An 18,462-nucleotide genomic window follows, 5' to 3' on the forward strand; every position below is an offset into this window, starting at 1 on the left:
GTCCATGCATCGCATCGCCGGGCTTCGCCGACAACTCAAGCAGATCGAGGAGTTGCGCCTTGCCCGCGTGATGCACGAGGAGGCCGAGATCGACGAGAAATGCACGGCGCTGATTACCGCCCTCAACGACGACAGTCCCCTGCATGGGCTATTCGCCGGCCACATGGCCGGGCGTCTCAAGCGCCTTACCGAGCGTCGCATGCTGCTCGAGCCTTTGAAGGCACAGCAGATCGCCGCCGTGATGACGGAGGCACGACACACGCGCTTTGCCGAGACGATGATCGATCGCCTGGAGTGCGATGTCGCGGCCGAGGACGAGAAGCAACAGCTCGAAAGCCTCGTGGAAGGGGCTCTCGCGCGACGCCGTCACGCCAGCCTCGCTTAAGCTCGGCTGGCTAATCTTCTTTTGCAACGTTTCCGGAGGACGCTGATGGCCATCTCTCCCCCGTCGGATATCATACTCGACGTCGCCCGAGCCGCCGACCCTGAGCGGCTCAAGGTGGCAACCGCCAAGCTGGACCGGCTTGCGGACACCGCTGGCACCGCCTTCGCCGACCTGATGCCCGCCGTGTCCGAGGCCGGCGGCGCGCTTGTCGCGCTGGCTGACGCCACGCCGACAGTCGATCCTTCACCATCGGCGCCGTTCGATCTTCATCGCGCACGCCTGCGTCTCCAGAACGAGACGGCAATGGCAGGCCGCGTGGATGGAGCAATGGCCGTAGGCGGCGATCGCCAGTCCAGAGCGCTTGAGAGCTTTGAAGCAATGGTGCTGAGCACCTTCATTGGCTCGATGCTGCCCGAGGGGGCAGAGGCTGTCTATGGCTCCGGTACGGCCGGAGACGTCTGGAAGTCCATGTTGTCCGAACAACTCGGCAGCCAGATGGCCAAGGCCGGCGGCATCGGCATCGCCGATCGCCTTGCTGCCGGGCATGTCGCCAATCTCAACTCGGGCGCGGCTGGCCCCTCGCCTCTTCGTCTTGCCGCCCTTCTCTCAACCGTCCCACGTATCTGACGTCCGACCTAATTTCGGAGTTTTCTGATGGACGAACCGCTCGCCGTCGCCACCACCCCATTCGACTCCGGCGCCTCGACCGCGCTATCCGCAGCCCTCGATACCTGGAGCGATCCCGACGGCAGCACGCCGATCGAGATTCTTGCCCTCCTCAAGGCCATCGCCCGCCTCGAACAAGTGGTGGATCAGGAGACGCAATCTCTGAGAGCGGGTGAGACTCCCGCCTTCGAGGACCTCAACTACCGCAAGAGCCATGGGCTTCTTGAGCTCACGCGCGCCATGCGTCTCGTTGACCCACTCAGCATCGGCGACGACCTTCGCGACCGGCTCGAAAGCTTCCGCGACCAACTCGAACGCAACAGAATGCTGCTCAAGACCCACCTCGAAGCCACGCGCGAAATATCGGCCATCCTGACGGCGGCCATCAGCGACGCCGAGTCCGACGGCACCTACTCGCCGCCACAGCGCCTTTGGACGCGACCGCAATGAGCCGGCTCTTTTTCACGGGGCTCTGGGTCTGCGTGGTCACGCTCCTGTCGGCCTATAGCGCCGCATGGTGGCTGGTGAACGGAAGCCTGGCCAAGCCTACGGATGAGCCAACCTGGGAAGGACTTCAATACGTCAAGACCGAGCCCATCAATGTTCCGATGATCCGTGACGGCAGACTGATGGGCTACAGTGTCCTGGAGCTGGTGTTCACCGCGGACAGTACCCGTCTCAAGGAAGCGCCGGTACCGCCGGAGCTGTTCGTCACCGACGAGGCGTTCCGGGTGATCTACGGCGATGACAGCATCGATCTCGACCACATCCAGCGATACGATCTCAAGGCATTCGCCGATGGCATCCGCCAGAAGGTCAACGTGCGTTTGAAGAACGACGTCGTACAGGATGTGCTGGTCGATCAGATCAGCTACTTCTCGCGAGATGCCATGAAGCAGTGATCCCCAACCTCCCGCGCCAGACTCCAAAAGGCGGCCTCCATTTCGGAAGGCCGCCTTTTTTGTGGGACGAGGCGATGAACCGCCGATCAACTCGTAGCCGGTGTCGGTGCTGGCTGCATCTTCTCGGCTAGTTCGCGGAAGGCATCCTGGCTCAGCGGATCCGTTGGGTTCTGGCGGAGGCCATCATAGATGAGCGGCACCAGCGATACCGCCTGATCGAGTTCGGGGTCCTGGCCGGCCTGATAGCCGCCCATCAGACGAAGGTCGCGCGTATCCTCGAAGCGGGCGATCAAGCTCCTGAGGCGGAGAACGAGATCCCGCTCCTCGCGGCTCCAGACATGCTGGGCAAGACGGGAAATCGAGGCCAACACGTTGACGGCCGGATAGCGGCCCTGATCGGCAATGGCACGGTCGAGCACGATATGCCCGTCGAGAGTTCCGCGGATGTTGTCAGCCACCGGATCGTTATGGTCATCACCGTCGACAAGAACGGCGAACACGCCGGTGATCGAACCGCCGCCCTCCTCGCCTGGGCCCGCCCGTTCCAGAAGCTCCGGCAGGCTGGTGAAGACGCTGGGCGCGTAACCACGCGCCACGGCCGGCTCGCCGGCGGCGAGCGCCACGTCACGGGCTGCATGGGCATAGCGGGTTACCGAGTCCACGATCAGAAGAACCTGCTCGCCGCGATCGCGGAAGTATTCGGCAACCGCCATGGCGGTGCGTGGCGCCAACCGGCGCATCATCGGGCTCTCGTCGCCGGTCGCTACGACCGTCACCGAGCGGGCGCGATTGTCGCCTAGGGAGTCGTCGAGAAACTCGCGCACCTCTCGGCCACGTTCGCCAACCAGGGCGATGACAACGGTATCGAAGGCACGTGAGCGGGCGATCATCGAAAGCGTCGTCGACTTGCCAACGCCGGAGCCGGCGAAAATGCCGATGCGCTGGCCGGCACATATCGGCGTGAAGAGATCGAAGGCGCGCACACCGGTTCGGATTGGTTCCGTGACGCGAGCACGGCGAAGCGCGTTGGGAGGACGGCCATCCACAGGCACGGCGACGATGCCCGGCATCAATGGACCAAGCCCATCGACCGGCGCGGCCATTGCGTCGATGACGCGCCCTTTCCATGAAGGGTGCGGGGCCAGCACCACCGGTCCGGCATGCCAGGCGGCGGCCCCGAGGCCGGCGTCAAGACGCGGCGCGAAAGGTTTGACGGTCACCCCGTCGCCGTCGATCCGCAGCACCTCGGCAAGGCTCGCTCCGTCCGCAGCGGCGATCTCGATCCGGTCGCCCAGGCGAACGTGGCGTGAAAGCCCCCGGAGGCGAAAAGCATCGGGGGCGACTTCCGACACTCGACCACCAACGCGGACGTAGCCGAGTTCATGGGCGGCCGTCGCAACGCGATCTGCGAGGTCCTCGATCTTGATGGAGTTCGTCACGTGACCTGCCCGAGCCGTTTGATGGCATCCTGCATCGACTGCTCCGACTTGTTCGATGCGGCGGTAACCTGCTCGAAGGCTCGCGTCACCTCGATGAGGCGCGTCATTTCCAGCACGGGATTGACGTTCGCCTCCTCCACGAAGCCTTGCGCGACGCCCTGCCCCACGAAATCGACCACGGGAACGGCCGGAAGGTCTGGAATGACGCCCGAGTTGGTGCCACGCGCCAGCTTCGCCTCGTCGGGAATGGAAAATAGGCCGAGGGCGCCGATCGCCCGGCCACTCTGGGAGATCATGCCGTCCCGACTGATCGAGAGGCGCCCGGCATCCGGATCGATCAGGATCGAGGCTCCGCCCGGATCGAGAATTGGGTTGCCGGCGACGGTCTGCAGGACGCCGTCGGCGGAGACCTGCAGGCGACCGTCCCGCGTGTAGACGTTGCCGGTCGGGGTTTGAACCGCCAGCCAGCCATCGCCATCCACGGCGACGTCGAGATCATTGCCGGTCTCGCGCAGGCCGCCTTTGTCGCGTGAGATGAAGGTCTGGCCAGTCGAGGAATAGGCGACTGGATCGGTGCCGGCTCGCGAGAGATAAGTGTCGAACTTCACTTCGTCGGCGCGATAGGCTGCGGTCGAAAGGTTGGCGACATTACTGGCTAGGGTATCGAGCCGATTAGCCAACGCCACCTGTGCCGACAGCGAGACGTAAAGGGAGCTCTGCACGATCAAAGGCCTCCAAGCTTCAGCCCTTGCAGGCTCATCAATGTATCGGCGCTCATCACCGCGTTGCTTTGGCCGGTGATCAGCGCGGCGACGGATGTCGTCGCTGTGCTGCTGGGATTTGCGGCCTCCCACATGGCGGTAAAGCGGGTCAGGAACTTCTTGAGCTCTTCGGGCTTGGAAAGGCTTTCGATGTCGATCCGGCTCTCGAAATACTTCGCCTGGACGTCAATGTCGGCATTGCCGGTTTGCGTGGACAATCCGAGCACCGTCTGCGCCACCTTCAGAAGCGCAGGGTCGGCGAGGATGCTGTAGGCCGACGTAATGGTCGGTGCCTTGCGCTCGAAATAGAGGGCAAGGCGCACGCCCTCGTTTTCCTTGCCGGCTTGAGCCTCGATCGTCTGTCGAAGATAGCTCGAGATGGTGGTTTCCGCCTGTTCGCTCGTCTGGACCCGGATGGTCCCATCCGCTGAGAAGTTGAAGGCAGCGGCGAGCTCCCGCCACGCCGAGTTGGTCTGGCGGGCGGCGTAGCTGTCAGTATCGTTGGGGTCGGAAGTGAGGATACGCCTGAGGAACGTCTTGGCGCTCGCCGCCGTGCCTGGCGGTTCGACGCCGAAGGCAGTCATGGCGTAGCCGACGAGACTGTCGTCGGCCAGAAAATCGTCGACCGTCTTCACGTTGGGCAGGGTCTGCTCGTAGGCCATTGTGCCAAACTTGATCAGCGTTTCAGTGTCGCCCTGCTCGGCGGCCTTCTCGGCATATCTCGTCTTGATGTCCGAGAGCGCATCCGGGCTTTGCGCCGACGACTTCAGGAAGGAAAAGGCCTTGGCGAACTCCTGGTAGCGCTTGTCGACGAGCTTGTTGGCAAAACTCTTGGAGTCCGAGAGATCGCTCTCCAGAACCTTGCGCATGAACGCCTTGGCATAAGTCATGTCCTCGAGGCCGTAGGCCTTCATGGCGTAGGAGTAGAGGCGATGATCGTCGAAGAACTCCTCAAGGCTGCTCACCTTGCCGATGTTCTCCCTGTAATACTCGGTGGCCCGCTTGACGTCCGGCTGAGCCGACGTCCGCGTGAGCGTCGCCGTCATGTCGCGCGTGATCATCTGGTAGCTCAGCGGTGTCGACAGCATGGCTCTTCTCCTTGTCTTGCTCTGAGAGATGCATGGCGAACCTTGCTCGTGGCTGGCGAAAGCCTCCCAAGCCTCGCACAAGCCTCGCCGCCTAGACCCAACGACAGACAACCACGAGAAGGAGCAGGGACTTGGGTAGTTTGATCGGCTTCATTATCGCGATCGGCTCCTTGCTCGGCGGCTACGCGGCGCTTGGCGGGCATCTCACCGTGCTGTGGCAGCCGTGGGAGTTCGTGATCATCGGCGGTACCGCCCTGGGCATCTTCATCGTCGGCAACACGATGCGGACGGTGCGCGACACCGGTCGGGGCGTTGTTGACGCGGTGTTGGGCAACATCCCCCGGCGCGAGCACTACCTTGGTGTGCTCGAGGTTCTCTATGCCTTGATGCGCGAGCTGAGATCCAAAGGGCGAAGCGACGTCGAAAAGCACATCGAGGATCCGGAGAACTCCGACATTTTTCGCAAGGTTCCCTTTGTCGCCAAAGACAAGGAAATGCGCGCCTTCATCTGCGATTACTTCCGCCTGATCATCGTCGGAAATGCTCGTCCGCACGAGGTCGAACAGCTGATGGACGAAGAGATCCAGACCATCGCCCACGAGCGGCTGATGCCCTATCTCGCCCTGGGCGCCATCGCCGAAGCGTTGCCGGCGCTCGGCATCGTCGCCGCCGTGCTCGGCGTCATCAAGGCGATGGGCGCCATCGATCAGTCACCGCAAATACTCGGGGCGCTGATCGGCGCCGCGCTGGTCGGAACCTTCGGCGGCATTTTCCTCTCCTACGGCGTGGTGGCGCCGATCGCCGGCAAGATCAAGGTGACACGCGAACGACAGCTCGCCCCCTACATCCTGATCAAGCAGACCCTGATCGCTTCCATGAACGGCGCCGTACCGCAGATCGCCCTCGAATACGGACGCAAGACCATCCCCGCTCATCAGCGCCCGACCATCGACGATGTCGAGGACGAAGTGATTTCCTCGCCCGTTCCGGCCACGGCCAAGGCGAGTGAGCCCGCCCAGCGGAGTGCCGCCTGATGGCCAGCCTGCATACCGCCACCCGCCCGGTATCCGACAAGCTTCTCGATGCGAGCGGTATTTCCGTCGACCGCATTCCGATGCTGCACGTGGCCTTCGATCGTCTGGCGACTCACTGCGCCGACAGTCTCCGCCAGATGTCGTCTTCCCCGGCCTACTTCTCGCTATCCAACATCGCGCCGTCGCGCATTGACGACGTCCTTGACGACTATGAAGCCAACGCCATCGCCGGCGTCTTCCACGTGCCGGCCTGGGACTCGCGCATTCTCGTCGGCTTCGATCGGGATTTTGTGTTCTCGATGGTCGAGGTGTTGTTTGGCGCCGACGGCAGCGAACCGCCGATCGATGTCGAGCGCCCATTCTCCAACATCGAGATCAACATAGCGCAGGCGATTTTCGAGCGCATGGCCAAGGTGTTGCCTCTGGCTTTCGGCGCTCCCCACGACACCACCTTCAAGTTCGAGCGCATCGAAACCCGCATGGATTTCGCGATCATCGGACGGCGCAACAGCCAGGCACTGGTCGCCAAGTTCCTGCTGCAAGCGCTCAACCGGGGCGGCGAGATGTTCGTCATCCTGCCGCAGTCGGTTCTGAACCCGGTACGCGAAACTCTGGCCAACACAATGGCCGGCGAGGCGGCGCCACGCGATCCGCGTTGGGCCCGCCAGATCCAGAGCGAGGTGCAGCGCACCGAGATGCGCGTCGACGCCATCCTCGAGGAGCGGTTCATCGACCTGTCCGACGTTTCCAACTTCGAGGTTGGGCAGGTCATCGAGCTGCAGGCGACGCCACGCAGCCGCGTCAAGCTGACCTGTCGCGGCGAGCCGCTCTTCTGGTGCCAGCTCGGCCAGAGCAACGGTGTCTACACCATCAAGATCGACGAACACGTCGATGCCGATCAGGAGTTCCTCAATGACATCCTTTCTCGTTGAAAGCATCTTGCTGGTCGCTCTGATCGGCACCATCGCCGGCCTGCTCGTTTTTCGTCGCGAGCTGCGCGAGCTCAAGTCCAACCAGGCGACCTATGCCAACTCGCTCGACGAGACCGGCGTCGCTCTGATGACGGTCGGCAACGCTATCCGCGAAATCAACATGCAGGGCCTCACGACGTTGCAGAACCTGATCGTCGAGATCGAGCGGGCAAGGACCATGCTCGACGAGCTTGAGAAAGCAGCTGGCCTTGCCCCGACCGAGCCGATGAGAAGCGGCGCGCGCGCCGGTCGCTGATCGATCGCCCACCCCGTCCCCTTCAGGAAAAGGACAGCCCCATGGCCCGCAGTTCCAAGACCCAACGCGACATCGACGAGATCATGGCCGAGATGGACGGCCCCGCCGCTCCGACGCCTGCCGCCGATGTGCTTGAAGCGGTGGCCGTCGAGACGATCGTCGACAACGGCGCCGAGGACGAGTCCCGAGAAGAAACGGGCCCCAGCGTCGAGGACGCTTTTGGCACGGTGCGCAACCTCGAGGCGGTGATGCGGATCCCCGTCACCATTCAGGTCGTTCTCGGCTCGGCGATCATGCCGGTCGCCAACCTGATGAAGCTTAGGCGCGGATCGGCCATTCCGCTCGACCATCGCGTTGGCGAGCCTGTCGACGTCGTGGTCAACGGCCGCACCGTCGCTCGTGGCGAGGTGGTGGTGGTTGAAGACGATACCTCTCGCTTCGGCATCTCGCTCACCGAGATCGTCGGCGGCAACGCCTCCAACGCCTGAACAGCGGACGGGAGATCATGGCAGCCACGGCTTCGGCGAAAAAGAACAAGAGCGAGCGCCCGCTCCAGGGCCCCGACAAGGCGGCGGTGCTGTTGCTGGCGCTCGGCCAGCCACTGTCCGGTCGGCTGCTCTCCCACTTCGACACCGGCGAGATCAAGCAGGTCACCCGCTCGATCGCGGACCTCGGCGCCGTGTCGGCCAAGCAGATCTCCGACATCGTCGAGGAGTTCGCTACCCGGTTCACCGGCGGAAACCTGCTCGGCACCGTCAGCGACGTCGAGAAGATGCTGACGGGCATCCTGCCGCCCGATCAGGTGTCGGATATCATGTCGGACGTGCTTGGCTACGCCAACCGCTCCATCTGGGATCGGATCTCCTCCGTTTCCGAGGCGATCTTCGCCAACTATCTCCAGAAGGAGCACCCGCAGACGGCCGCGCTCATCCTTTCCAAGGTGCGCCCGACCTTCGCCGCCCGCACAATGAGCCACCTGCCGCAGCCGCTGCGCCACGAACTCATGCGCCGCATGCTGAACCTCAAGCCGATCGTCGAGGACACCGTCGCTATTGCCGAGCGGACGCTGCATGAGGACTTCATGCTGAACTTCTCGCGCAACATGGGCGCCGACACGCACGCTCGCATGGCCGACATCCTCAACAAGATGGAGCGGCACGACATGGAAGACGCGCTCGAAGGCATCAAGAAGGTGAAGCCGGAGTCGGCGGAGATGCTGAAAGGCCTGCTATTCACCTTCGATGACATCATCAATCTGGCTCCGCGTGCGCGCCAGGCGATCTTCGACCAGATCCCGACCGAACGGGTGGTCCTCGCCCTCAAGGGCACCGAACTCGACTTCCGCGATGCCATCCTGTCGTCTCTGGCCACACGCGCTCGCCGCATCGTCGAGAACGAGCTGGCCACCAGCGAGCCTTCTCCGCAACGCGATGTGCTCGAGGCACGCCGGGTGATCGCCGACCTCGCTCTCGACATGGCCGGTCGCGGCGAAATCGAGCTCAACTCCGATCAGGATGACGACACCTACATACGCTGAGGTGCGTCATGAGCGACGAGCCGGATCAAGACAGCAAAACCGAGGAAGCAACCCCCAAGAAGACCCAGGACGCCATCGAGAAAGGCAATATCGCCCAGTCGCGCGAACTGCCCATGCTGTTCTCGCTCGGCGCCATGCTGATCGTCATGGTCTGGGTGATCGGCAGCGGAGCCGGCCGGCTGGCTGGAACCCTGCGCGGCTTCCTCGACAACCCCGGAGACGTCCGCCTTGAACAGGGCCAGGATGCCGTTCTGCTGCTCGACGCCATCGGTCTCGAAATGGGCCGCTTTCTGGTGCCGACCATCATCATCTTCGCGGTGGCCGGGCTCGCCGGTTCATTTGTGCAGAATGTTCCACAGGTGGTGGTCGACCGTATCAAGCCCGAACTCAGCCGCCTGTCGATCGCCAAGGGATGGAAGCGTCTCTTCGGCGTTCAAAGCCTCGTCGAGTTCGGCAAGGCGCTCTTCAAGTTCGGCGCCACGGCCCTCGTCGTGTCGATCATCCTCAAAACCGAACAGCATCGGATGGTGAACGCCATGTTCTCCGACCCCGGCACCCTGGTCGACTCCACGGTCGGCATCGCCATCCACCTGCTCTCAGCAGTCTGTATCGCCACCGTGCTTCTTGTGGCAGCCGACCTCATTTGGGCTCGCATCCAGTGGCGGCGCAACCTGCGCATGACCAAGCAGGAAGTGAAGGACGAGTTCAAGAACACCGAGGGCGATCCGCTCGTCAAGGCGCGCATGCGCTCGCTGGCGCGCGATCGCATCCGCCATCGCATGATGGCGAGCGTCCCCCAGGCGACCCTGGTTCTTGCCAACCCGACCCACTATGCCATCGCGCTGCGCTACGTCTACGAGGAGGGCGGCGCGCCTGTGGTGCTCGCCAAGGGGCAGGACCTTGTCGCCCTGAAAATCCGCGAGATTGCCGAACAGAACGGAATCCCGGTCGTTGAGGATAAATTGCTAACCAGGGCCATGTACGGTAAGGTGGAACTCGACCAGATGATCCCCGTCGAGTTCTATCGGGCGGTGGCAGAAATCATCTATCTGCTTCAGGCTCGATCGACTGACAGTAACCTGCCTGCCATCATCAACGGCCACCTATGACGGATACGCGTAACGACCACCGCTCCATCGCCCGCGAGAAGGCGATAGCCGAAGGCGTGAAGGACGTCGCGGCCGAGTTGCGCCTGATCGACATCGTCAATCTGGTCGTCTACATCCAGCTTGAGAAGCATGGCAACCTCGACGATCTCGTTGCGTCCTCGGTCGAGCTCTATTTCAAGCCTGATACGCTTCGCTACGGCTGGCGCGCCGCCGTCGATACCGATTGGTCCGGCCCGACCACCGTGACGCTCGACATGGAGTTCCAGAACCAGGGCGTAACCGTGTTCTTCAGCCTGATCCTGGGGCCACTGAACGCCGGCGTCGAGATCCACTACTTCGCCGTCTCCGGCTCTTCCGGCGATCCGGAGGAAAACACGCGCCGCCTCATCGACGCGATCGCCGACGCGCGCCTCGTTCCGATTGGCTGACAAGTCGGGCTCGGTCGACGAGACCAGCCTCGGGCAAGATTTCATCTCCATGATCCCTCTCGAACCTTCGGAGGGATCGCCTTGCAGCCCATCCATCTATTCTCCATCGCCTCCCGGCAAGCCGACTGGCTGTCCGTCCGCCAGGCGACCATCGCTCAGAACGTGGCCAACGCCGATACGCCGAAGTATCGCGCGGTCGATGTCGAACCCTTCGGCGACGTTCTCTCCCAGACCCGGCTCCAGCTTGCCGCGACCAATCCCGCGCATATGGCGCCCAGTGGTCTCGATGCGGCCACTGCCGATGTCCGACGCGAGGATGCCTGGGAAATAACCCATTCCGGTAATTCGGTCAGTCTCGAGCAGGAGATGATCAAGGCCGGCGACATCCACACCAGCTTCTCCCTCAACCGCAGCATCGTTGCCGCCTTCGGCCGCATGCTGACTTCCGCCGTGAAGGGGTGACCCGATGGACCAGCTCGCAGCCGCCCTCAGAATCTCCGGATCAGGCATGCAGGCCCAGTCGACACGCATGCGCATCGTCTCGGAAAACCTCGCCAACGCCCAGTCGACCGGCAGGACGCCTGGTTCCGATCCTTATCGCCGCAAGACGGTGACATTCGCCGAGGAAATGGACCGCGCCATGGGAGCCCCGATGGTCATGGTCAAGGATATCGGCGCCGACAGGAGCCCGTTCGAGGTGCGTCACGATCCAGGCAACCCCGCGGCCGATGCCGATGGCAACGTCAAGATGCCCAACGTCAACGTGCTCATCGAGCTCAGCGACCTGCGCCAGGCCAACCGGTCCTATTCGGCCAACGTCGAGGCGATCACACAGGCCCGCTCGATGCTGACGATGAACATCGATCTCCTGAGGAACTCGTGATGCTGAACCCCATCTCCGCGCTCGATTTCAACATCGATCGACTGTCGCCGCCGACCGCCGCGCCCGCCGTTCGTGCCCACGCGCCGACTGAATCCGCCGCCTCGGCAGTCGCCAAACCGGTCGATTTCATGGACGTGCTTGCCGAAGTCTCCGGCTCGGCCATTTCCGACCTGAGGGCGGGCGAAGCCGCCTCGATCGCCGGCATGGAAGGCAAGATGAGCGTTCAGCAGGTCGTCGAGGCGGTGATGTCCGCCGAGAAGTCACTGCAGACCGCCCTCGCCGTCCGCGACAAGGTCGTCTCCGCCTATCAGGAAATCGGCCGCATGGCCATTTGAGGAGCCCACGATGAAAGCGCTCGCCATCGCCGCCACCGGAATGACCGCCCAGCAGCTCAACGTCGAGGTCATCGCCCACAACATCGCCAACATCAACACGACCGCGTTCAAGCGTTCGCGCGCCGAGTTCACCGACCTGCTCTACCAGACGCAGCGCATGCAGGGCGTACCCAACCAGGGCGGCCAGTCGGTCATCCCCGAAGGCGTCCGGCAGGGTCTGGGCGTTCGCGCCGCCGCCATCCGCAACCTGCATCTGCAGGGCGGCATGACGCTTACCGGCAACACCTACGACATGGCGATCGACGGTCGCGGCTGGTTCCAGGTCGACGGACCGAACGGCGAGACGCTCTACACGCGGGCCGGCGCCTTCAACAAGAATGCCGACGGCCAGCTTGTCACGCTTGATGGCTACGCGGTGCAGCCGGCAATCATCGTGCCGACGGACGCCACCGACCTGACGGTCAACGAGTCCGGCGAGATCTTCGCCACCGTTCCCGGACAGGCGGCGCCTCAGTCGCTTGGTCAGCTTTCGCTCGCCAACTTCACCAACGACGTCGGCCTCGAACCGATCGGCGGCAACCTCTATCGCGAGACGCTCGCCTCCGGCACGCCGGTCGCCGGCATTCCGACCGACCCCGGCTTCGGCAAGATCCGGCAGAAGTATCTGGAGGCGTCCAATGTCGATCCGGTATCCGAGATCACCGAGCTCATCTCAGCCCAGCGTGCCTACGAGATGAACTCCAAGGTCATTCAGGCGGCCGACTCGATGGCCGGTACCGTCTCGAACGGGCTGCGCTGACGCCGGAAAGGCCGTTCCCATGAAACGCCTGCTGCTCATCGCCGCCATTGCCTTCCTCGCGGCCGGTTTCCTCGCTCTCCGGCCGGCCGGGGCCCAGATGGTGTCGACGTTGCCGGTGCCCGGCATCACCATCTACCCCGGCGATCCGATCACCGATGACATGCTGACCGAACGCCGTTTCCGTCTGACGCGTGCGTCGCTGGAAGCGGTTGTCGCCGGCCGCGAAATGCTGGTCGGAAAGGTCGCGCGGCGTACCCTGCTTCCAGGACAGCCGATCACCGTCAACGCGGTCGAGAACGCAAAGGTGGTGCGGCGAGGCGTCCCCGTGCGTCTCGTGTTCGTCGAAGGGGGGCTGACCATCATCACCTACGCCGAGCCGATGCAGTCGGGTAGCGTCGGTGAGGTGATCCGCGTGCGCAACACCGAGTCCGGCACCGTCATCGTTGGCGTCGTCCAGCCCGACGGCAGTATCGTCGTAGGAAAGAGCTGATGCGCATCCTTATCGCCGGCCTTGCCGCCGGGTTCGTTGCCCTCCAGCCGGCCGCCGCTTGGGACGGTTCGAGGATGCCGATCACCCTCGACCCTCAGACCGGCGAGGTCGTCAGCGTCGTCGATGGATCCATGCCCTTCGCCTCGCAGGGGGGGCAGACGTTGCTGGCCGCCGACATGGCGCCCAACCTCTCCCTGCCGCCGCCTCCCACCGTCGCACCCGTCATGTCGCGGACGGGGCCGGAACCAAAGGCGCCGACCACGCCGGACACCATGGTGCATTCCCTGTCGCCGGGGGATGTGCGCATCAAAGACATCGCCTCCATCGAGGGTGTCCGCGAGAACCAGCTTGTCGGTTATGGCCTCGTCGTCGGCCTCCAGGGCACCGGTGACACCTTGCGCAATGCCGCGTTTTCCGAGCAGTCGCTCCAGTCGATGCTGGAACGCCTCGGCATCAACGTTCGCGATAGCGCTCTTCGAACGCGCAACATCGCCGCAGTCATCGCCACCGCCGAACTCCCGGCCTTCGCGGGCGCAGGATCCCGAATCGACGTCAACGTCGCCTCGCTCGGGGACGCCAGTTCGCTGCAGGGTGGCACCCTGATCATAACCCAGCTCGCCGGTGCCGATGGCGAGGTCTACGCCGTGGCGCAAGGACCGATCGCCGTCACCGGCTACAGCGCCGCCGGCATGGCCGAAAGCGTTCAGAAGGGGACGCCAACCGCCGGACGCATTCCGAACGGCGCGTTGATCGAGCGCGAGCTTCAGACCAATCTCGACGGTCTCGGTGCACTGACCTTCAAGTTGCGCAACCCCGACTTCCGCACCGCCATCCGCATCACCGATGCGATCAACACATATAGCCGACGTCGCTACGGCGCGCCGGTGGCCGAGGAACGCGACTATCGTACCGTCGCCCTGATCAAGCCGCGCGGCATGTCGGCCGCCCGCTTCATCGCCGAAATCGAGGGACTTCCGGTCCGACCGGATACGCCAGCCCGCGTCGTCATCGACGAGCGCTCGGGAACGGTGGTGATGGGGGCGGACGTGCGCATATCGACAGTGGCCATCACCCACGGCAATCTCAGCATCCGCGTCAGCGAAGCGCCCGTCGCCTCGCAGCCCGCCCCCTTCTCGGACGGCGAAACGGTGGTGCTTCCGCGCACCTTGGTCGACGCCAGCGAGAGTGGCGGCAACCTGGCCATCATCGGCGGCACTGACCTTCAGACGCTGGTTCGCGGCCTCAACCAGATCGGCCTCAAACCGACAGGTGTCATCGCCATCGTTCAGGCCATGAAGACCGCTGGCGCGCTCCAGGCCGATCTCGTGGTGCAATGAACGTCTCGTTTCAGGCGATCAGCCCCGCGCAAGTCTGCGGTGCGAACCTGCCGGACATGAAATCAACGACTGAAGGGGTTTCGGCATGACGTCGATCCGACGATGCCTTCTGTCTCGCCTGTTCACGGCGGTCATGGTGGTTCAGCTTTGCCCGGGCGTGACTGTGGCGGCGGAAACGGAGGCGAAGACCGTATCGCCAGTCGAGACCGCAGCCACCAGCCACTCCGGACTCGAAATGCGGGCGCTGACCGAAGAGGCACGCCAGTATTGCGTCAATATCCGCGACGTTGCCGCGGACGCCCGCTACGCCTGGCAAAAGTCAACTCTGGAGGCCCTCGACAAGCGCGTTGCCGAGCGGATCGCCGCACTCGAGGAGAAGCGGGCCGAGTACGAAAGCTGGCTCAAGAAACGCGAGGACTTCCTCGCCGCCGCTCGCGACGACGTCGTGGCCATCTACGCCAAGATGCGTCCGGAGGCAGCGGCCAGTCAGCTCACCGTTCTCAACGAAGAGATGGCCGCCGCCGTACTGGCGCGGCTCAACGCACGCTCTTCCAGCGCAATTCTCAACGAAATGGATCCCGCCCGCGCCTCGCAACTCGCCAGCGCGCTCGCCGGCATGACCGAACTGTCCGCCAAAGGAGAACTCCCTTGAAGCGTGTGCTGCTTCTCATCGCCGGCCTGTCGCTCGTCGGCTGCAACACGTCCTCCGATCTCAATACGGAACCGACCATGTCGCAAGTCGGCGCGGCGCTGCCCCTCAACGCGCTAACGCCGTCTCCCTCGATGTTCCGGGACTCCAACTCCACCTACGTTCATGGAGGCGAAGGGCTGTTCCGCGACTCCCGCGCCCATCAGGTCGGCGACGTCCTGACCGTCCTGATCCAGATGAACGACAAGGCCGCCCTGGACAACTCGTCGGAACGCTCTCGCGTTTCCAGTGCGGGTTTCGGCGCCGGTTTTGGCTTCTCGGTGGCCGGCGAAGGGTCCAAAGCCAGCCTCGACGGCAACGTCAACTCCTCCACTCGCTCGAAGGGGGCTGGCGCCGTGGAGCGCTCCGAGGCGATCAAGGTCACTTTGGCGGCAGTGGTCACCAGCGTATTGCCCAACGGAAATCTGATCATCTCCGGCTCGCAGGAAATGCGCGTCAACTATGAGATGAGGGTGGTCAACATCCAGGGCATCGTTCGCCAGCGCGACATCTCGGGCAACAACGTGGTGCCTTACGAGAAGATCGCCGAAGCGCGCATCTCTTACGGCGGCCGAGGCCGGCTGACCGAAGTCCAGCAACCGGGCGTGCTCCACCAGCTTTACGATCGCGTAGCTCCTTTCTGAGAGGCAGCATGGCCAAGCTCCCGCTTCCCGGCGTCCGAGACGTGGCGCCCTCCGAAACCGAGGCAGAGGTGCGTCGACCGACGCCGCCCGAACGAGGAGGGGTGTTGAAACCGGCATTCTTCCTGACGGTTCTGGCTATCGCCGCCGGTCTTGGCCTTGGCGTCCATCTCGTCCGCTATGCGCAGATCGCCGACGCCGGCCAGCAACAGGAAGCCAGTGCTGGTGGCGAACGCGATCCCCTGACCTCTCGCCTCTATCGCCTGAAGCCGATCGTGACCAATCTGACCGAGCCCGCCGATGTCTGGCTCCGTCTCGACGCCGCGATCGTCTTCGAAGACGAAATGCCCAACTCGGACATCGTCTCGGCGGAAATATCGGAGGATCTCCTCGCCTTCCTGAAGACGCTGAGGGTCGAGCAGCTCGAGGGGGCCACTCAACTTCAGCACCTTCGCGAAGACCTGCGGGATCGGGTCGCCATTCGCTCGGGCGGAGACGTGCGCGACCTCATAATAGAAAGTCTGGTCGTCCAGTGAAAAAAGCCCTGTTCGCCATCCTTCTGCTGATCGCCACGAGCGCGCCCGCCCTCGCCCAGATTCCGGCCCTTGGCAGTGGCATCCCGGACCTCGGCTCTCTGATTCCCGCCGGCGAGGGATCAGCCTCCGGCCGCATCGTCCAGCTGGTGGCGCTTCTGACGGTTCTGTCGGTGGCGCCGGGCCTGCTCATCATGGTGACGAGCTTCACGCGCATCGTCGTCGCCCTGTCCTTTCTGAGATCCGGCATCGGCCTGCAGACGACGCCGGCCAACCTCATCCTGATCAGCCTCGCACTGTTCATGACCTTCTATGTCATGGCGCCAACGTTCGATCGGGCCTGGAACGATGGCGTGCTGCCGCTGACCCGCAACGAGATCTCCGAAGAGGTTGCCTTCGAGAAGATCTCCGATCCGTTTCGCGACTTCATGGCCCAGCGCGTCCGCGACAAGGACCTGAAGCTTTTCGACGACCTTGCCGCCGAGCATCTCGGTATCAAGACGGAGACTGGCGCGACGCCGCTACGCGTCCTTATTCCGGCCTTTATGATTTCGGAGTTGCGGCGGGGGTTCGAGATCGGATTCCTGATTGCCCTGCCCTTTCTGGTCATCGACATGATCGTGGCGACGCTCACGATGTCGATGGGTATGATGATGCTGCCCCCGACCGTGCTGTCGCTACCCTTCAAGGTACTGTTCTTCGTTCTGATCGACGGTTGGAACATGCTGGTCGGCGGCCTGGTACGCTCCTTCTTTTAGCGATCTCAACTTTACCGAAGGAAGCCCGTTCCCTTGCCGGAGCGGGCTTTTTTCATTCCCTATTGCCGGAGAAAGGGCGAAAACCAGCGCCAAATCAGGCCATTTCGACGCGTCAGCTTCGCGCAAGCCTCATCGGACAATCTAGGGCCATGGCAGGTTGGATCGCTCAGCGAACCAAGAGGGTCCAAGGGCATGATGCCGCTCCTGCCATACCGGTGAAAACCCGGAATGTCCCATCTCACTCATCCAAAGGGACATACGAAAATGGCCAGCCTTCTGACCAATGCTGCGGCAATGACCGCCCTCCAGACCCTCGCGTCCACCAACAAGGCGCTCGACGGTACGCAGAACCGCATTTCCACGGGCTTGCGCATCTCGACGGCTTCCGATGGTGCTGCCTACTGGTCGATCGCCACCACCATGCGCTCCGACAACAAGTCTCTGTCTGCCGTGCAGGACAGCCTTGGCCTCGGCGCCGCCACGGTGGACGTGCAGTACACCGCCCTCGAAGCCACCGTCAAAGAGCTCACCGAGATCGGCAAGCTGCTCGTCAGCGCCAAGACCCCGGGCGTCAACCGCGGCCAGATCCAGGAAGACATCAAGGCCCGTCTCGGCCAGATGAACTCCATCGCCTCGTCGTCAGTGTTCAACAGCGAGAACTGGCTGGCGGTCGACTCGAGCGGCAGCTTCAACAAGGACAAGTCGGTCGTCGCCGCCTTCTCGCGCGTCGGCGATGCGATCACCATCGAGACGATCAAGGTCGACGTCAACGAGATCAAGCTCTACGACGCCAACACGGCAGCTGCCCTTCCGACGCCTGCGACGGCGCCCACCGCCGTTGCGGATGGCGTGGTTCAGATGGATGGCAGGGGTCTCTTTGACACCGAATGGCAGGTCTTCAGCGACAAGCTCGCCACGCCGGCCGCCGTCTCGCTGTCGATCAAGGACCTCGACATTTCGGCCCTCACCGACTCCGCCGATGACCAGGCGACGCTGTCGTCCTACATCGAGATCGTCGATGCCGCCCTCAGCAAGCTGACCGACGGCGCCTCGAACCTTGGTGCCGTCAAGAACCGCATCGACACGCAGAAGGACTTCGTCCAGGCGCTGACCGATGCCATCGGTCGTGGCATCGGCCAGCTTGTCGACGCCGACATGAACGCGGAATCGACCCGCCTCCAGGCTCTGCAGACCCAGCAGCAGCTCGGCATTCAGGCGCTGTCGATCGCCAACTCCAACAGCCAGAACATCCTGTCGCTGTTCCGCGGCTAAGCGAACACCACCCGCTTCAGCCGTCTGGAAGCCACGCCCCTCGGGGCGTGGCTTTTTTTATCAAAAGAAAACCTCCACCTATGGTGGAGGATTGGATGGGTTCTACACAGTATAAAAGAAACCTCCGTGCTTGGGCCACGCAGTGGGTCA

The 18,462-nt window shown here is 63.4% G+C and carries 25 protein-coding genes; 22 read left to right on the forward strand and 3 right to left on the reverse strand.

Annotation, left to right across the window (positions count from 1 at the left end; genetic code table 11):
• The first annotated feature begins 4 nt into the window (after positions 1-4).
• Genes M4J40_RS01775 through M4J40_RS01790 form a run of 4 tightly spaced genes read left to right on the forward strand, consistent with a single transcriptional unit; the run spans position 5 to position 1,953 of the window.
• Complete coding sequence (locus tag M4J40_RS01775; RefSeq protein WP_251751592.1) at positions 5-385, forward strand: hypothetical protein; 381 nt, start codon at positions 5-7, stop codon at positions 383-385.
• Between the two features lie 45 nt (positions 386-430).
• Positions 431-1,012: a rod-binding protein gene (locus M4J40_RS01780; protein ID WP_251751594.1), complete on the forward strand. Its 582-nt coding sequence runs from the start codon at positions 431-433 to the stop codon at positions 1,010-1,012.
• 27 nt (positions 1,013-1,039) lie between these two features.
• Positions 1,040-1,501, forward strand: coding sequence for a flagellar protein FlgN (locus M4J40_RS01785; protein WP_251751596.1), 462 nt, complete (start codon positions 1,040-1,042; stop codon positions 1,499-1,501).
• Positions 1,498-1,953, forward strand: a complete 456-nt coding sequence (locus tag M4J40_RS01790) for a hypothetical protein (RefSeq protein WP_251751597.1) — start codon at positions 1,498-1,500, stop codon at positions 1,951-1,953. Before M4J40_RS01785 ends, M4J40_RS01790 begins: the two co-directional genes overlap by 4 nt.
• An 86-nt stretch (positions 1,954-2,039) precedes the next feature.
• Here M4J40_RS01790 and fliI read toward each other — a convergent pair whose 3' ends face one another.
• Genes fliI through M4J40_RS01805 form a run of 3 tightly spaced genes read right to left on the reverse strand, consistent with a single transcriptional unit; the run spans position 2,040 to position 5,241 of the window.
• Entirely contained in the window at positions 2,040-3,374 is a 1,335-nt protein-coding gene (gene fliI / locus M4J40_RS01795; protein ID WP_251751653.1) for a flagellar protein export ATPase FliI, read from the reverse strand.
• A gap of 14 nt (positions 3,375-3,388) precedes the next feature.
• Positions 3,389-4,114: a flagellar basal-body rod protein FlgF gene (gene flgF, locus M4J40_RS01800; protein WP_251751598.1), complete on the reverse strand. Its 726-nt coding sequence runs from the start codon at positions 4,112-4,114 to the stop codon at positions 3,389-3,391.
• A gap of 2 nt (positions 4,115-4,116) precedes the next feature.
• Positions 4,117-5,241, reverse strand: a complete 1,125-nt coding sequence (locus tag M4J40_RS01805) for a DUF1217 domain-containing protein (protein ID WP_251751600.1) — start codon at positions 5,239-5,241, stop codon at positions 4,117-4,119.
• Between the two features lie 131 nt (positions 5,242-5,372).
• Between M4J40_RS01805 and motA the strand changes: the two genes are divergently transcribed.
• The 18 genes from motA (at position 5,373) to M4J40_RS01895 (ending at position 18,312) form a co-directional block, all read left to right on the forward strand.
• Complete coding sequence (gene motA / locus M4J40_RS01810; protein WP_251751602.1) at positions 5,373-6,275, forward strand: flagellar motor stator protein MotA; 903 nt, start codon at positions 5,373-5,375, stop codon at positions 6,273-6,275.
• Positions 6,275-7,207 carry a flagellar motor switch protein FliM gene (locus tag M4J40_RS01815; RefSeq protein ID WP_251751604.1) on the forward strand — a complete coding sequence of 311 codons (933 nt, stop codon included), beginning with the start codon at positions 6,275-6,277 and terminating at the stop codon, positions 7,205-7,207. Before motA ends, M4J40_RS01815 begins: the two co-directional genes overlap by 1 nt.
• Positions 7,188-7,502, forward strand: coding sequence for a hypothetical protein (locus M4J40_RS01820; protein ID WP_251751606.1), 315 nt, complete (start codon positions 7,188-7,190; stop codon positions 7,500-7,502). The genes M4J40_RS01815 and M4J40_RS01820 overlap by 20 nt, the downstream gene beginning before the upstream one ends.
• Before the next feature lie 41 nt (positions 7,503-7,543).
• Complete coding sequence (fliN, locus tag M4J40_RS01825) at positions 7,544-7,990, forward strand: flagellar motor switch protein FliN (RefSeq protein WP_311134047.1); 447 nt, start codon at positions 7,544-7,546, stop codon at positions 7,988-7,990.
• A 17-nt stretch (positions 7,991-8,007) separates the two neighbouring features.
• The gene (locus tag M4J40_RS01830; protein ID WP_251751608.1) at positions 8,008-9,039 is read left to right on the forward strand and encodes a flagellar motor switch protein FliG; all 1,032 of its coding nucleotides are present in this window, start codon (positions 8,008-8,010) and stop codon (positions 9,037-9,039) included.
• An 8-nt stretch (positions 9,040-9,047) separates the two neighbouring features.
• Positions 9,048-10,148 (forward strand): flagellar biosynthesis protein FlhB, encoded by a 1,101-nt coding sequence (gene flhB / locus M4J40_RS01835; RefSeq protein WP_251751609.1) that lies wholly within the window; start codon positions 9,048-9,050, stop codon positions 10,146-10,148.
• Positions 10,145-10,576 (forward strand): hypothetical protein, encoded by a 432-nt coding sequence (locus M4J40_RS01840; RefSeq protein WP_251751611.1) that lies wholly within the window; start codon positions 10,145-10,147, stop codon positions 10,574-10,576. Before flhB ends, M4J40_RS01840 begins: the two co-directional genes overlap by 4 nt.
• Before the next feature lie 81 nt (positions 10,577-10,657).
• Complete coding sequence (gene flgB / locus M4J40_RS01845) at positions 10,658-11,038, forward strand: flagellar basal body rod protein FlgB (protein WP_251726234.1); 381 nt, start codon at positions 10,658-10,660, stop codon at positions 11,036-11,038.
• A 4-nt stretch (positions 11,039-11,042) separates the two neighbouring features.
• Positions 11,043-11,459, forward strand: a complete 417-nt coding sequence (gene flgC, locus M4J40_RS01850; protein WP_251751612.1) for a flagellar basal body rod protein FlgC — start codon at positions 11,043-11,045, stop codon at positions 11,457-11,459.
• On the forward strand, positions 11,459-11,794 hold the full coding sequence (locus M4J40_RS01855; protein ID WP_251751614.1) for a flagellar hook-basal body complex protein FliE: 336 nt from the start codon (positions 11,459-11,461) through the stop codon (positions 11,792-11,794). Before flgC ends, M4J40_RS01855 begins: the two co-directional genes overlap by 1 nt.
• A gap of 10 nt (positions 11,795-11,804) precedes the next feature.
• Entirely contained in the window at positions 11,805-12,593 is a 789-nt protein-coding gene (gene flgG, locus M4J40_RS01860; RefSeq protein WP_251751616.1) for a flagellar basal-body rod protein FlgG, read from the forward strand.
• 19 nt (positions 12,594-12,612) lie between these two features.
• The gene (gene flgA / locus M4J40_RS01865) at positions 12,613-13,083 is read left to right on the forward strand and encodes a flagellar basal body P-ring formation chaperone FlgA (RefSeq protein WP_251751618.1); all 471 of its coding nucleotides are present in this window, start codon (positions 12,613-12,615) and stop codon (positions 13,081-13,083) included.
• 272 nt (positions 13,084-13,355) lie between these two features.
• Entirely contained in the window at positions 13,356-14,420 is a 1,065-nt protein-coding gene (gene flgI / locus M4J40_RS01870; RefSeq protein ID WP_251751657.1) for a flagellar basal body P-ring protein FlgI, read from the forward strand.
• Between the two features lie 85 nt (positions 14,421-14,505).
• The gene (locus tag M4J40_RS01875) at positions 14,506-15,072 is read left to right on the forward strand and encodes a MotE family protein (protein ID WP_251751620.1); all 567 of its coding nucleotides are present in this window, start codon (positions 14,506-14,508) and stop codon (positions 15,070-15,072) included.
• On the forward strand, positions 15,069-15,752 hold the full coding sequence (locus M4J40_RS01880) for a flagellar basal body L-ring protein FlgH (protein ID WP_251751622.1): 684 nt from the start codon (positions 15,069-15,071) through the stop codon (positions 15,750-15,752). Before M4J40_RS01875 ends, M4J40_RS01880 begins: the two co-directional genes overlap by 4 nt.
• Before the next feature lie 8 nt (positions 15,753-15,760).
• Entirely contained in the window at positions 15,761-16,285 is a 525-nt protein-coding gene (locus tag M4J40_RS01885) for a flagellar basal body-associated FliL family protein (protein ID WP_251751624.1), read from the forward strand.
• Complete coding sequence (gene fliP / locus M4J40_RS01890) at positions 16,282-17,040, forward strand: flagellar type III secretion system pore protein FliP (RefSeq protein WP_405030706.1); 759 nt, start codon at positions 16,282-16,284, stop codon at positions 17,038-17,040. Before M4J40_RS01885 ends, fliP begins: the two co-directional genes overlap by 4 nt.
• 264 nt (positions 17,041-17,304) lie before the next feature.
• Positions 17,305-18,312: a flagellin gene (locus M4J40_RS01895; RefSeq protein WP_251751626.1), complete on the forward strand. Its 1,008-nt coding sequence runs from the start codon at positions 17,305-17,307 to the stop codon at positions 18,310-18,312.
• Positions 18,313-18,462 lie beyond the last annotated feature (150 nt).

Origin of the sequence: Pleomorphomonas sp. JP5, assembly GCF_023721815.1 — a bacterium.
Lineage (GTDB): Bacteria > Pseudomonadota > Alphaproteobacteria > Rhizobiales > Pleomorphomonadaceae > Pleomorphomonas.